Source organism: Flavobacterium ranwuense, assembly GCF_004349315.1.
Lineage (GTDB): Bacteria > Bacteroidota > Bacteroidia > Flavobacteriales > Flavobacteriaceae > Flavobacterium > Flavobacterium ranwuense.
Genome location: NZ_SMLH01000005.1, coordinates 162,440 through 176,295 on the forward strand (window position 1 = coordinate 162,440; position 13,856 = coordinate 176,295).

14 protein-coding genes are annotated in these 13,856 nt (G+C 31.8%); 12 read left to right on the forward strand and 2 right to left on the reverse strand.

Annotation, left to right across the window (positions count from 1 at the left end; genetic code table 11):
• Positions 1–52: 52 nt before the first annotated feature.
• The 4 genes from serC (at position 53) to E0I61_RS10660 (ending at position 3,102) form a co-directional block, all read left to right on the forward strand.
• Positions 53–1,123, forward strand: a complete 1,071-nt coding sequence (gene serC, locus E0I61_RS10645) for a 3-phosphoserine/phosphohydroxythreonine transaminase (protein ID WP_131994553.1) — start codon at positions 53–55, stop codon at positions 1,121–1,123.
• Between the two features lie 139 nt (positions 1,124–1,262).
• The gene (locus E0I61_RS10650; RefSeq protein WP_131994550.1) at positions 1,263–2,213 is read left to right on the forward strand and encodes a D-2-hydroxyacid dehydrogenase; all 951 of its coding nucleotides are present in this window, start codon (positions 1,263–1,265) and stop codon (positions 2,211–2,213) included.
• A gap of 119 nt (positions 2,214–2,332) precedes the next feature.
• The gene (locus E0I61_RS10655; protein ID WP_132071320.1) at positions 2,333–2,767 is read left to right on the forward strand and encodes a DUF6146 family protein; all 435 of its coding nucleotides are present in this window, start codon (positions 2,333–2,335) and stop codon (positions 2,765–2,767) included.
• A gap of 32 nt (positions 2,768–2,799) precedes the next feature.
• Entirely contained in the window at positions 2,800–3,102 is a 303-nt protein-coding gene (locus E0I61_RS10660; RefSeq protein ID WP_132071322.1) for a DUF6787 family protein, read from the forward strand.
• 14 nt (positions 3,103–3,116) lie between these two features.
• Here E0I61_RS10660 and E0I61_RS10665 read toward each other — a convergent pair whose 3' ends face one another.
• Positions 3,117–3,416, reverse strand: coding sequence for a hypothetical protein (locus tag E0I61_RS10665; protein WP_131994541.1), 300 nt, complete (start codon positions 3,414–3,416; stop codon positions 3,117–3,119).
• 44 nt (positions 3,417–3,460) lie between these two features.
• Positions 3,461–4,009: a peptide-methionine (S)-S-oxide reductase MsrA gene (gene msrA, locus E0I61_RS10670; RefSeq protein WP_132071416.1), complete on the reverse strand. Its 549-nt coding sequence runs from the start codon at positions 4,007–4,009 to the stop codon at positions 3,461–3,463.
• Positions 4,010–4,254: 245 nt separating this feature from the next.
• Between msrA and E0I61_RS10675 the strand changes: the two genes are divergently transcribed.
• The 8 genes from E0I61_RS10675 (at position 4,255) to E0I61_RS10710 (ending at position 13,830) form a co-directional block, all read left to right on the forward strand.
• On the forward strand, positions 4,255–4,920 hold the full coding sequence (locus E0I61_RS10675) for an ABC transporter ATP-binding protein (protein ID WP_131994538.1): 666 nt from the start codon (positions 4,255–4,257) through the stop codon (positions 4,918–4,920).
• An 80-nt stretch (positions 4,921–5,000) separates the two neighbouring features.
• The gene (locus tag E0I61_RS10680; protein ID WP_132071324.1) at positions 5,001–5,777 is read left to right on the forward strand and encodes a TIGR02757 family protein; all 777 of its coding nucleotides are present in this window, start codon (positions 5,001–5,003) and stop codon (positions 5,775–5,777) included.
• Between the two features lie 84 nt (positions 5,778–5,861).
• A complete protein-coding gene (locus E0I61_RS10685) occupies positions 5,862–7,076 on the forward strand; it encodes a hypothetical protein (protein ID WP_165930212.1) in 1,215 nt (404 codons plus the stop codon).
• Positions 7,073–8,509 (forward strand): glycosyltransferase family 2 protein, encoded by a 1,437-nt coding sequence (locus tag E0I61_RS10690; protein ID WP_132071326.1) that lies wholly within the window; start codon positions 7,073–7,075, stop codon positions 8,507–8,509. Before E0I61_RS10685 ends, E0I61_RS10690 begins: the two co-directional genes overlap by 4 nt.
• On the forward strand, positions 8,506–9,774 hold the full coding sequence (locus tag E0I61_RS10695) for a YaiO family outer membrane beta-barrel protein (protein WP_132071328.1): 1,269 nt from the start codon (positions 8,506–8,508) through the stop codon (positions 9,772–9,774). Before E0I61_RS10690 ends, E0I61_RS10695 begins: the two co-directional genes overlap by 4 nt.
• 1 nt (position 9,775) lies before the next feature.
• Entirely contained in the window at positions 9,776–12,010 is a 2,235-nt protein-coding gene (locus E0I61_RS10700) for a DUF4838 domain-containing protein (protein WP_235832109.1), read from the forward strand.
• Between the two features lie 11 nt (positions 12,011–12,021).
• Entirely contained in the window at positions 12,022–12,384 is a 363-nt protein-coding gene (locus tag E0I61_RS10705) for a response regulator transcription factor (protein ID WP_131994520.1), read from the forward strand.
• A 93-nt stretch (positions 12,385–12,477) separates the two neighbouring features.
• Positions 12,478–13,830, forward strand: a complete 1,353-nt coding sequence (locus E0I61_RS10710) for a DEAD/DEAH box helicase (protein ID WP_131994517.1) — start codon at positions 12,478–12,480, stop codon at positions 13,828–13,830.
• The last annotated feature ends 26 nt before the right edge of the window (positions 13,831–13,856 follow it).

Genomic DNA, 13,856 nt, shown 5'->3' on the forward strand with positions numbered 1-13,856 from the left:
AAATTCCTATTCCCGAAATTTGCACTTTAATTTTTTGGACTTAAACTACACCATGAAAAAACACAACTACAGCGCAGGACCTTGTATTTTACCACAAGAAGTTTTTGAAAAATCAGCACAAGCTATACTAAATTTTAACGATTCTGGGTTATCCCTTTTAGAAATTTCGCATAGAAGTAAAGACTTCGTTGCCGTTATGGATGAGGCTAGAGCAATTGTTATTGAACTTTTAGGCCTTGAAGGCAAAGGATATCAAGCATTATTTCTTGCTGGCGGAGCAAGTTTAGAATTCTTGATGGTTCCTTATAACTTAATGAAAGAAGGTGGAAAAGCGGCTTATCTTGATACCGGAACATGGGCTTCAGGCGCTATAAAAGAAGCAAAACTTTTTGGAGATACCGTTGTTGTAGCTTCTTCTAAAGAACAAAATTACAACCATATCCCAAAAGGATATACTGTACCTTCAGATGCTGATTATTTCCATTGCACCAGTAACAATACTATTTTTGGTACACAAATGAAGGAATTTCCATCAGTTGACATGCCGCTTGTATGTGACATGAGTTCTGATATCTTTTCAAGAGAATTGGATTTTTCTAAATTTGATTTGATTTATGCAGGAGCACAAAAAAATATGGGTCCAGCTGGAACTACTTTGGTTGTTGTAAAAGAAGAAATTCTTGCTAAAAACAACCGAATTATCCCAAGTATGTTGGATTATACTAAACATATCAAAGCAGAAAGTATGTATAATACTCCTCCTGTTTTCCCCGTTTATGCTTCATTATTGACATTACAATGGTTGAAAAACCTTGGTGGAATTGCTGCTATTGAAAAAATAAACAATGCTAAAGCAGTATTACTTTATGGAGAAATAGACAGAAACCCTTTATTTAAAGGAGCTGCAGCTGTTGAAGACCGTTCAAACATGAATGCTACTTTCTTATTAAATGACGAAGCGCATGCCGCAACATTTGATGCAATGTGGAAAGCAGCAGGAATATCTGGATTACCTGGACATCGCTCCGTAGGTGGTTACAGAGCTTCTATGTACAATGCACTTCCATTAGAAAGTGTTCAAGTATTGGTTGATGTAATGAAAGAACTTGAAAAAAAGATTTAATGATTTAAAAATTGAAAAAATTAATAATTATGAAAACCAATTAGTACATCTTTCAATTAAAATTATACTTTAAAATTTAAAAAATCCTGATTGAATCTTTAAATTATTTAATTTTTCAATCTTTAAATATAAAACACAAATGAAAATATTAGCCAATGACGGAATTTCAAAAAGTGGAATTCTAGCTTTAGAAAAAGGTGGATTTGAAGTTATAACTACAAAAGTAGCGCAAGAACAAGTGGCTAACTTTGTAAACGAAAATAATGTATGTGTAGTTTTGGTACGAAGTGCGACTAAAGTTCGTCAGGATATCATTGATGCTTGCCCAGGATTAAAAATCATAGGCCGTGGCGGTGTAGGAATGGATAATATTGATGTGGAATATGCGAAAAGCAAAGGAATTCACGTAATAAATACACCGGCCTCTTCATCAGAATCAGTGGCAGAATTAGTTTTTGCACATTTATTTTCTGGGGTTCGTTTCTTGCATGACTCTAATAAAAACATGCCCCTTGAAGGAGATACAAACTTTGAAGGTTTGAAAAAAGCGTATGCAAATGGAGTTGAACTAAGAGGAAAAACGCTTGGAGTAGTAGGAATTGGGCGTATTGGTCAAGCTACTGCTAAAATGGCATTAGGTCTAGGTATGAAAGTGATTGCTGCAGATATGTTTATCCCACAAGTTGACGTTAAAGTAGAATTTTTTGATGGCCAATCGATTACAACAACAATCGTTTCTCAATCATTGGAATCTTTATTCAAAGAAGCTGATTTCATTACCTTACACGTTCCTGCTCAAGACGGTTACATCATTGGAGAGAAAGAATTGGCTATTATGAAGGACGGTGTCGGTATCGTAAACTGTGCTCGTGGTGGTGTTATTGATGAAGTAGCATTAGTAAAAGCTTTGGACAGTGGAAAAGTATTGTTTGCCGGACTAGACGTTTTTGAAAACGAACCAACTCCTGAAATGACAATTCTAATGAATCCAAAAATATCAATGACTCCACATATTGGAGCTGCAACTGGAGAAGCACAAGATAGAATTGGAACTGAATTAGCACAACAAATCATTAGTTTGTTAAGCTAGTCTGCCTTTTTAACTCTTTAAAAGAGACTGTCCGAGAAAAAAGGACAGTCTCTTTTTTTTTGTTAAAATACTACAGATTAATCCTTTGTTTTTGTAACTTTATAATTCATTTATTTATCATGAAAAATAATTATTACATTATATTCATTCTTTTTTGCGCTTTTTTGGGATGTACTACTTCAAAGTCAAATTTCCCAAGCAATGAAAAGTCCGTTGCTGCTCAGGGCGATACGATTCGAATTGCCAATGACGCGTTAGAATATGAAGTAATTATTATTGATGCAGGTTTTAGTACGTGGTTGAACTCAAGAGCTTATCAAAGAGGATATCATTCTCAAAGCTATTTAGAGAATAAAAATCAATTGTATGTCAGTGAATGGAATAGTCGCGTTTTACAACCAATGCGATACGATTCAAATCTATATGAAATGACAATCAATTATGATCCAAATATTGATTATGGCTACGAAGTAAATTATTTAATCTACAATTACATGATTTATTTTCAAAACACCTATAAACAAAAACTTTTTGGTTTTGTCCCCATCAGATAATGTTACTATATTTGTAATCATTATAAATAGAAATGAATAAACTAAAACAGCGTTGGGGAATAGATACTAATTTCCAACTCACCATCATATTTATCGTTTTTGCGATTACCGGTTCTGCTTCGGCTTGGCTATCAAAACCATTTTGTCTTTGGTTAGGAATTACAAAATCAGATTTAGGTTATTGGTTTACCCCTGTTCGATTACTTTTAATTTTTCCAATATATCAAGTGCTTTTAGTCCTAATTGGATTTCTTTTTGGACAGTTCAAATTCTTTTGGGCATTCGAAAAAAAGATGTTAAAACGCATGGGATTGGGATTTCTTTTTAAAGAATAACAAAAACGCCTCAATTACGAGGCGTTTTTGTTTTTAATCCAATAATTATAAATCCAAGTCAATGTGAATGTTGGTATAAAATCCGAAAAGGGTAAAATTTCTTCCAAAAAAGTAACTACTCCTCCTACTCGCCCTATGGTTCCTTTATACATCCAAGTCATTAGAAACCCAGCCAAAGGTGCCCAAATCACATCGGAGAACTCTCCAACCAACGGAACCGTAAACGATACTAATCCTATTGCATCAAACAGAATCCCTAATATAAGATTTCTAGTTTTATTATTTTCTGTAATAATCTGCGCTTTTTCTGTCATACTATTTCAATTATTTTTAGAAAATTGTGCAAATCTAATGCCAATTATTTTTTGAGCTTGTCTTGATACTCTTTTTTCAGTTTCTCAATTTTTGGAGTAATTACATAACTGCAATATCCTTGAGTCTTGTTTTGATTGTAATAATTTTGATGATAGTCTTCGGCTTCATAAAATTTAGAAGCTGCAGAAATCTTGGTTACAATTGGTTTCCCAAATGTATTCTCGCTGGTCATCAAAGCAATATAATCTTCGGAGAGTTGCTTTTGAATAGGATTATGGTAAAAAATTTCACTACGATATTGTGTCCCAACATCATTCCCCTGACGATTTAACGTAGTGGGATCATGTGTGGCAAAAAATATTTCCAACAGTTCTCCAAAACTTATTTCCTTAGGATCAAAAGTAATTTCAGTGGCTTCCGCATGACCGGTGTCTCCATTGCAAATATCCTTGTATGTTGGGTTTATAGTATTGCCGCCAATATATCCCGAAATAACTTTTTTTACTCCCGCCAATTCTAAAAAAACTGCCTCAGTACACCAAAAACAACCTCCAGCAAAGGTTGCAACTTCTAATCCGTTTTGCATTTCCATATTTTTTGTTTCTTTACTTTTTGGCACACTACTATTCTTTTCTTTCGCACAAAATGAAAAAGGCAATAGTACCAGAAAAATTCCAATTATTTTTTTCATCATTCCCGATTTAGAATCAAATTTATTCATTAAAACGAACTGATTATCCGATATTAACTAAAGTTTATATTTTGTCAAAGTAAAATATATTGCGATGCATTTAATAATCATTAAAATCTTTGTTTCTTTGCCAAAACAGTTTCAAAATGATACAAGCCAAAAATCTACATAAATATTACGATCAACTACATGTGTTGAAAGGAGTTGATTTACATATTCAAAAAGGAGAAATTGTCTCTATCGTGGGCGCTTCGGGAGCCGGAAAAACGACACTTTTGCAAATCCTTGGAACTTTAGACAAGCCAACCGTTGAAAATGGAATTGAATTACGCATCAACAATGAAGACATTCTGACTATGAATGACAAAATTTTATCTAAATTCAGAAATCTAAATTTAGGTTTTATTTTTCAATTTCATCAATTATTACCAGAATTTACCGCATTAGAAAATGTTTGCATTCCTGCTTTCATTGCCAATAAATCAAAACAGGAAACAGAGATCGAAGCAAAAAAACTGCTGACTTATCTTGGGCTTTCCCATCGAATGAATCATAAACCCAATGAACTTTCCGGTGGAGAACAACAACGTGTAGCTGTCGCAAGAGCTTTAATCAACAAACCGGCAATCATTTTTGCAGATGAACCTTCGGGAAATCTCGATACTGCTTCGGCTGAAAACCTGCATCAATTATTCTTTAAACTGCGTGATGAGTTGGGACAAACCTTCGTTATTGTTACCCATAATGAGGATTTAGCGAATATGGCCGATAGAAAGTTAGTAATGATAGATGGACAAATTAGTGGTCAGTAATCAGTGTTCAGTTTGCAGTATTCAGAAATAAAAAAATCCGTGGAAATCAGTTTAATCTGTGTTATCCGTGTTCCAATAAAATGACAAACCTAGAACTAAAATCCTTCCTCGACGAAAAAGTGGTACAGTACAACACGCTCGACTTCATAGAAAGTGATCCTGTCCAAATTCCACATTTATTTTCACAGAAAGAAGATATCGAAATTGCTGGTTTTCTAAGTGCTGCAATCGCTTGGGGAAATCGTAAAATGATAATCAAAAACTCCCATAAAATGATGGCTTTAATGGGGAATGCCCCTTATGATTTTGTTATGTCACATACCGAAAATGATTTGGAGCGACTAGAAATTTTTGTTCATCGAACTTTTAACGGACAGGATTTTGCCAGCTTTATCAGAAGTTTGCAACACATTTATAAAAACCACAACGGATTGGAAGCTGTTTTTAGTACCAATCAATCCCGAAGCGTCGGGACCGATTCAATGCAAAAAAGCATTCATGAATTCAAGAAAATTTTTTTTGAAATCCCGCATCAATATAGAACACAAAAACACATTTCAGACCCTCTGAACAATTCTGCAGCAAAAAGGATTAACATGTTTTTACGCTGGATGGTGCGCCAGGACACTAAAGGTGTCGATTTAGGAATATGGAAAAGTATTTCTCCAGCTTCTTTATCCTGTCCTTTGGATGTGCATTCCGGTAATGTAGCGCGAAAATTAGGATTGCTGACCCGAAAACAAAATGATGCAAAAGCATTAGCCGAATTAGATTTAAGACTACGTGAATTCGACCCAATTGATCCCGTTAAATATGACTTTGCATTATTTGGATTGGGTGTTTTTGAAAAGTTTTAAACTTAACACCCATTTAATGTGCATTTTATTTCTATATTTATCGACTTATGAATCGCTTAATTTGGGGCCTAATGAAATAAAAGTATGACCAATTACTTGTATAATTTGTTCAAAGACATTACCAATATTACCGCGTTTTTATTTAAAAAATTAGATACTGACATAAGTTATATTGCTATTAAAAATGAATTATTAAATCTTAATTATTCATTTTTTAAAGCTGAATTTTCTTTTAATCTTTTTAAATACATCATCATTCCTTTTCTTTTAATTGTTATTGTTTCTTTAGTACTATTATTGATTGTAAATCGTTATGGTTTTGAAAAAAAAATAATTATAAAAAATGAGGTAGATATTAAAACAAACGATTTTCTTACTGAGATTATATTTTCTAATTATGATTCTAAGTATATAAAAGAACAAATAAAACTATTTATAGAAGAAGTACCTTTTAAAAAAAAATGGTGTAAAGGTATTATTCTAAATAAAATCATTACCATTAAAAGAAATATTAACGGAGTTAATCCGCATCAAATGCTCTTAATTTACAAATATTTTGGATTTCACGATTATAGTGATAAACTGATAAAAAGCAGGAGCTGGGAAAATAAATTGTTAGGGATATACCATTATCAAATATTAGAATATAAAATCAAAACAGGATATATAAGACCTAATATATATGTTAAAAATAAATTCTTAAAATCGAATGCATTGATTGCCGTAATTTCTCTTTCTGATCAAAAATTTGATTTTTTAAGCAATTATGAAAAACAAATATCATATGCCGACGAGCTCAAAATCCTTGACATAATTCATCAAAAAAAGTCTGCTTTACCTAAAAAAATTAATGAATGGCTCTACAATAAAAATAGTTCTGTAGTAATACTGGCTATTAAATTAATGATTAGATATAGAGAAACTTTAACAACTACTCAAATAAGCCATCTTTTAAGCAATGCTAGTAATAAGGTCCGAAAAGAAACTTTCTTAGTCATTCGAAACTTATACATTATAGAAGCAAATGAGCTTTTAATAAACCATTATCCAAAAGAAACAGATAAACGAAATAAAATTTCTGCTTTGAAAACAATGGGAGCCATTGGTGATAATGACACCAAAGATTTTGCTTTAAGCATTCTTTTAAAAGAAGTCGATTTAGAAATAAAATTCGAAATTGTTAATTGTATTAATAAAATTGATACCACTTTCTTTAATACCTATAAAACAGAAGATGCATCAGAAAATGAAATCATAAAAAGAATTGTTTTACATGTAAATAACCCATATTTAAATTGAGCACCCTAGAAAACATTATTAAAACCTACGAAACCTATATTGCTTATTATTCCATTAGTTATATTGTATTTTATTTATTACTGGCTATATTATCTTGGACAGCTATAAAAAAGTATTATAAATCTAAATATTTCCTACTTAAAGAAATATTGGTTAAATCTAATCATACTGTTGGCGTTTCTATAGTAGCTCCAGCATTCAATGAAGCAACTACTATTGTATACAACGTTAAATCACTACTTTTTCAAGAGTACCCAAAATTTGAAGTGGTTATTGTTAATGACGGAAGTACCGATGCTACTCTAGAAATATTAATTAGAGAGTTTAATTTAGTTAAAGTAGATTTTTTCTATCAAGAAAAAATACCGACACAACCTGTAAGAGGGCATTATAAGTCAACGAATCCTATATACTCCAAACTTTTAGTTGTCGATAAAGAAAACGGAAAGAGTAAAGCTGACGGATCAAATGCCGGTATCAACTCTGCTAAATACTCCTTATTTATCTGTACAGATGTAGATTGTATTTTAAGAAAAGATACGATTTCAATGCTCGCCAAACCTTTTATTGAAAATACTGAAAAAGTAATCGCGACCGGGGCTGCAATACGAATTTCAAATTCATGTGAGTTTAAAGATGGAATGCTTTTTAAATCACATTTTCCAGATAATTTTTTTGCCCGTTTTCAGGAACTGGAATATATTCGTTCGTTTTTATTTGGAAGAATGGCTTGGAGCAAAATTAATGGTTTACTATTAGTTTCTGGCGGTTTAGGAATGTTCGATAAAGAAACGGTCATTGAAGCTGGCGGATATTGGCATAAATCACTTGGGGAAGATATGGAACTCATCACTCGAATGAGAAAACTGATGCACAAGAAAAAAGAAAAGTTCTTAATAATATATATACCGGAATCTCTTTGTTGGACTGAGGTCCCTGCCAGTATGACTATATTCTTAAGACAAAGAGTGCGTTGGGCCAGAGGATTAGTTCAAACATTATATTTACATAAAGATGTCTTTTTAAATCCAAAATACGGTAAAACTGGCCTCCTCATTTTTCCTTATTATTTGCTTTATGAATTTGCAGTTCCTATTTTAGAAATCTTAGGCTTAATTGTTTTAACAATTGATTTGTTCTTTTTTAGTATTAACTATGATTTTTTATTGATTGGCAGTGCTTTTGTATATTTATTTTATATAAGCATAACTCTAATTTCTGTATTTTTAGATCAATTAATTTATAAACATTACACTGGTATTAAAGAGGTGTTAATATTAATAGCAATGATTTTTATTGAACCTTTTGTCTTTCATCCCCTCAATGTTTACGCTTCCTTAAAGGGTTATTGGCACTTTATAAGACAAAAAGAGCAAAAATGGGGAGTGATGGTACGTCAAGGATTTACAACTGAACAAAAACAAACATCATGAGGAATAGCAAAATTTTAAATATAGTCGGTTTTTTCATTTTTATATTCATTTTTTCAAATCAAAAAATAAACGCCCAAAAAATTGATACCGATAGTCTTTTAACAGTAATCATAAAAGACATGCAGCATGAAAAAAATTATACTAAAAATATTCAAAGAGCATTAATGGCTAAAAAAATAGCACCAAATTATCTTGATTATTATTTGATATTAGGACGTAACCATGATTTGTTGAAAAATAAAGATAGCGCGAGCTACTATTACAACTATTACATCAAAAAAACCAATTCTAACGAAGATGCTTTTAACTATCTAATCAACATCGAATTAGAAAAAGAAAACTATCTGGAAGCCGAAAAAACAATAGATCAAGCCATTCAAATGCATCCTGAAAACAGAGATTTTCAGAAAAAGAAAATAGTGGTTTATCAATTACAAAAAGAAACTAAAAAAGAATATAACTATGTACAATCGTTACAAGAAAGATACCCTAACGATCCTGAAATTAAACAAAGCCTTTTTCTTATAGAGTCAAAAATAAAGTCTGACAGGTTGGGCTTTAATTACAGTTATACAACTTTCAATAGAAATGGTTATGGCCCTTGGCATTTTGGAAGCATACAATACATCCGAGAACGTGGCTGGGGTTCTTTAATAGGCCGAATTAATTATGCGAATAGATTGTCTTCTGGAAAAAGTATTGCTGAAGGCAAACAATTTGAAGCAGAATCCTATTTTTTTACAGGAAAAAATAATTATTCTTACGCAAGTGTAGCATACAGTCAAGATGTAGTTTTCCCAAAGTTAAGAGTAGGATATTCTTTTTATCAAAATTTCAAAAAGGGATGGGAAGCTGATTTAGGATTTCGATACATTAAATCAGAAAATACAGAAACTAAAACAATTGTTTTGGGAGTTGGTAAATATATCGGTTCCTATTGGATAAATTTTAGATCCTACCTACAAAATAATGACAAGGACTACCATCCTTCATTCTCGCTGACAACCAGATATTATTTTGATACAAAATATGATTATATTTCATTAGTTGCAGGATATGGAACGTCACCAGATGAGAGAACTACTATAGGTCAATTTGAACAAAGAGTTAGTCTTAACTCCTATAGAATTGGCGCTGGATATTACAAATTATTCAATAATCACTATTTAACTGGAATCCAAGCAACATTTAATAATCAGGAATACGCTCCAAACTTAAAACAAAACGAATTAGAAATATCTTTAATGCTCCAATATAAATTCTAAAATGTTTTATAAAAAATTCAATTTAAATAGAATACTATTTATCCTGTTTCTTTTAAGCTTCAAAATGATGGCTCAATCTGATATTGTTATTAAGAATCTAACAGCTAGCGAGAACTCGATCAGTATTGCATCCGAGAGAGCAAGACCTGCAGCAGTATTGTTAAAATCATATTTAGATAAATCTTTTTCTAATTTATTTTTGATTCAAAACGAAAATAATTCGATTGAAAAAAACTTAAAAATTCATCTCAGCATATCAAATTTAAAAAAATTAAATGCTGATAATAGTTTTATAATTAAAAGCAATGCAACTGATATTTTTTTGATTGCTCCAAATGAAAAATTGCTACGCTATGCGGTTTATACCTTATTAGAAACTTGGGGATTTAGAAAATTCACTGCTAAAGAAACCTACATTCCAAAGTTAGATGTAGTTGTATTTCCAAAAAACACGGAGCAGTACCATAAACCTTCTTTTGAGTATCGAGCATTATTATATCCAGATGCTTACGATGAAAATTTCAGAGATTGGCATAAATTAGATTGGCATTTAGAAGACTTTAGCGTTTGGGGACATTCCTTTAGTAAACTTTTACCACCTCAAGAATATTTCAAAAAGAATCCAACTTTTTTTGCATTGTATGAAGGAAACCGAAACGGCGAATCCATTTGTATGACTAATGACACTGTGGTGGATTTAGTAATACAAAAAATACAGAAAGTGATTGCGCAAAACCCCAATGCTCCATTCTATTCTGTAAGTCAAAATGACGATGTAATCTATTGTGAATGTCAAGAATGCAAATCTATAAACAATAAATACGGAGGCCCTCAAGGGTCTCTCTATTATTTTTTAAACAAAATTGCAGTATATTTCCCTAAAACAAAAATAGTAACTTTAGCTTATCTTCATACATTTAAGCCTCCGACAAATTTAAAATTACAACCAAATATATATACCCTGTTTTGCCCAATTGAATTGAATCGAGGAAAAGCTATTGTGGACGATACTTACAGTAAGTCTTTTAGAAAAACATTGCAAGATTGGAACGAAACTACATCTCATTTATATTTATGGGATTATACGGTACAATTTTCAAACTATTTATCTCCTTTTCCTAACATTCATACTTTTTCAGACAACTATAAATTCTTTGAAAAAAATAATGTAAAAGGATTATTTGTACAAGGATATGCAGATGTTCCTGGTGATTTTACAGAATTAAGACAATATCTTTTGGCCAAATTATTATGGAATACTGATATTGATATTGAAGCCACTACAGATGATTTCCTAAGAGGTTTTTATGGTAAAGCGGCACCTCAAATTAGAAAGTATTTAAATCTTTTAGCCGAAAATCAACAAAAATCTCATTCATACCTAGACATCTATTCAGGTCCGGTTCAAAGCAGAAATACATTTTTATCACCGGAAGCAATGGATCAATATGACTATTTAATTAATGAGGCAACACTTGCAGTTAATCAAGATCCTATATTAGAGTCGAGAGTCAAAAAATTACGTTTAGCTTTGGAATATGTATTTTTTGAACAATCAAAATTTTATGGCAAGGATCAACATGGTATGTTTATGGCTAATGAAAAAGGCCAAAAAGAAATAAAAAAAGGGATAACAGAAAGAGTTCGAAATTTCACAAAAAACTGTTCAGAACTAGGAATCTATGAATTAAGTGAAGGTGGTTTATCTCCAGAAAAATATTATGAAGAATGGCTCCTAATAGCCAAAGACTCGACAAATCATCTGGGAGAAAAACTAAAGGTTAATTTTCTGACATTCCCAGCCGAAGAATTTACAGGAAAAGGAAGCTACGGGCTTGTTGATGGGATTAGAGGTTATAAAGACTATAACATCAACTGGATTGGATGGTATGGAACCAATCCAGAGATAGAACTAATTACCAACAAACTAGATTTCAATCAAATAAAAATAAATTTTCTCGATGATCAAAGACATTGGATTTTTAAACCAAAGAAAATTTCTATTTATGGTTTTAATAATGAAGAATGGTTGCTGATTACAGAGAAATTTATAGGGAATTTAACAGAAGATTCTGTTATTAAAACAGAACTGATAGAGATGAACAGTAAAAACTTTAGTAAATTTGATAAAATAAAGCTACTAATTGATAATCAAGATGATTTACCAATTTGGCGAAAGCGAAAGCAAAAAAAACCAATGATAATGATTGATGAGATTGAACTCTATAATAAATAAAAAAACTTAAAATGAGCCCAAAAAAAATATTAATAATAGAAGATGACAATCTAATAATTAAAATTCTAGATTTTATTTTAAAGAAAGAAGGTTATGAAACTTATATATCTAAAGATGGTAACGACGGAATAGAACAAATAGGGATTCTTCAACCTGATTTAATTATCACCGATATTATGATGCCTTATAAATCAGGACTGGAAATTACGGCCTATTCTAAAAAAAACTATCCCAGTATTCCAGTGATTATAGTTTCAGCTTTAGGTAAGGAAGATTTAACAGTTATTGAAGGTTTTAAATTAGGTGTGGATGATTTCATAGCCAAACCATTTAATCCTATCGAATTAGTTTTAAGAGTAAAACGTTTTGTTTAAAAGGTTGTGTTTAAACTAATCTAAAAATAACAATACTATTACCTAATGTTAGTATCCTCATAAAAAACGTATCTTTGCACAAAATTTAAGCAAATGAGTACTTTCGAACAATTCAATCTCCCTAAATCTGTGCAAAAAGCAATAGATGATTTAGGATTTACATCTCCAACTCCCATCCAAGAAAAAACTTTTTCTGTGATAATGTCTGGAAGAGATATGATGGGAATTGCACAAACTGGTACCGGTAAAACATTTGCCTATCTGTTGCCTTTATTAAAATTATATAAATTTACTCCGGGACATACCCCTAAAATAGTAATTCTGGTTCCTACACGTGAGCTTGTAGTGCAAGTAGTGGAAGAAGTAGAAAAATTGACAAAATACATGTCGGTTCGTACCGTTGGTATTTTTGGAGGAGTCAACATTAATACTCAAAAAACAACCGTTTATAAAGGCTGCGACATACTAGTGGGAACTCCAGGAAGAATCATGGATTTAACGCTGGATAATGTGATTCGTTTTGAAGAAATGCAAAAATTGGTAATCGATGAGTTTGACGAAATGCTTAATTTAGGTTTCCGTACCCAATTGACCGCTATTTTGGCCATGATGCCTAAAAAACGTCAGAACATACTATTTTCGGCAACTATGACGGATGAAGTGGATGCTATTTTGAATGACTATTTTGATTATCCGGAAGAAGTTACTCTTTCAGCATCAGGAACTCCTTTGGAAAACATCAAACAAATTGCCTATAATGTTCCCAATTTTAATACCAAAATAAACCTTCTAAAATACTTATTGCAAAACAACGAAGACATGAGTCGTGTTTTAGTATTTGTCAATAATAAGAAGATTTCAGATATGGTTCACGAACGTATCGAAGAAGATTTTGAAGGTCAGTTTGGGGTAATTCACTCGAATAAATCACAAAATTATCGTTTGAGTACGATGGCTTCCTTTCAAGAAGGAAATCTCCGTGGTTTGATTACTACTGATATTATGGCTAGAGGTTTGGATATTTCCAATATTACTCATGTTATCAATTTCGAAATGCCTGAAATGCCTGAATTGTATATGCACAGAATTGGTAGAACCGGTCGTGCAGATGCTACAGGAACCGCAATAAGTCTTATCGCGCCTCGTGAAGAAGAATCCAAAGTGGAAATAGAAGTGCTGATGAATATGGAATTAGCTATCGAACCTTTCCCGGAAACCGTTGAAGTTTCTTCAAAATTAATCGAACCTGAAAAAGACAGACAACCGATTAAGTTTATGATGAAAAAACAAAAACTTGACGGAGATGGAGCTTTTCAAGAAAAAAGCAAAAAGAATAAGAAAGTCAATTTGGGTGGACCTGGGGTAACCAAGAAAAAAACGCACGGTTCTGTAAATAGAAACATGCTAAAAACCAGAGACAAAAAGAGAAAAGACAAGAATAAATAGTAAACTAAAAAAGGCTAAAAATGATA

Bases quoted from the DNA above. Each gene is read 5' to 3' on its own strand.
- E0I61_RS10685 (WP_165930212.1), top strand. From the start codon at position 5,862: ATGACCAATTACTTGTATAATTTGTTCAAAGACATTACCAATATTACC.
- E0I61_RS10710 (WP_131994517.1), top strand. From the start codon at position 12,478: ATGAGTACTTTCGAACAATTCAATCTCCCTAAATCTGTGCAAAAAGCA.
- msrA (WP_132071416.1), bottom strand. From the start codon at position 4,009: ATGGAAATGCAAAACGGATTAGAAGTTGCAACCTTTGCTGGAGGTTGT.
- E0I61_RS10680 (WP_132071324.1), top strand. From the start codon at position 5,001: ATGACAAACCTAGAACTAAAATCCTTCCTCGACGAAAAAGTGGTACAG.
- E0I61_RS10675 (WP_131994538.1), top strand. From the start codon at position 4,255: ATGATACAAGCCAAAAATCTACATAAATATTACGATCAACTACATGTG.
- E0I61_RS10660 (WP_132071322.1), top strand. From the start codon at position 2,800: ATGAATAAACTAAAACAGCGTTGGGGAATAGATACTAATTTCCAACTC.
- E0I61_RS10700 (WP_235832109.1), top strand. From the start codon at position 9,776: ATGTTTTATAAAAAATTCAATTTAAATAGAATACTATTTATCCTGTTT.
- serC (WP_131994553.1), top strand. From the start codon at position 53: ATGAAAAAACACAACTACAGCGCAGGACCTTGTATTTTACCACAAGAA.
- E0I61_RS10655 (WP_132071320.1), top strand. From the start codon at position 2,333: ATGAAAAATAATTATTACATTATATTCATTCTTTTTTGCGCTTTTTTG.
- E0I61_RS10650 (WP_131994550.1), top strand. From the start codon at position 1,263: ATGAAAATATTAGCCAATGACGGAATTTCAAAAAGTGGAATTCTAGCT.
- E0I61_RS10705 (WP_131994520.1), top strand. From the start codon at position 12,022: ATGAGCCCAAAAAAAATATTAATAATAGAAGATGACAATCTAATAATT.
- E0I61_RS10665 (WP_131994541.1), bottom strand. From the start codon at position 3,416: ATGACAGAAAAAGCGCAGATTATTACAGAAAATAATAAAACTAGAAAT.
- E0I61_RS10695 (WP_132071328.1), top strand. From the start codon at position 8,506: ATGAGGAATAGCAAAATTTTAAATATAGTCGGTTTTTTCATTTTTATA.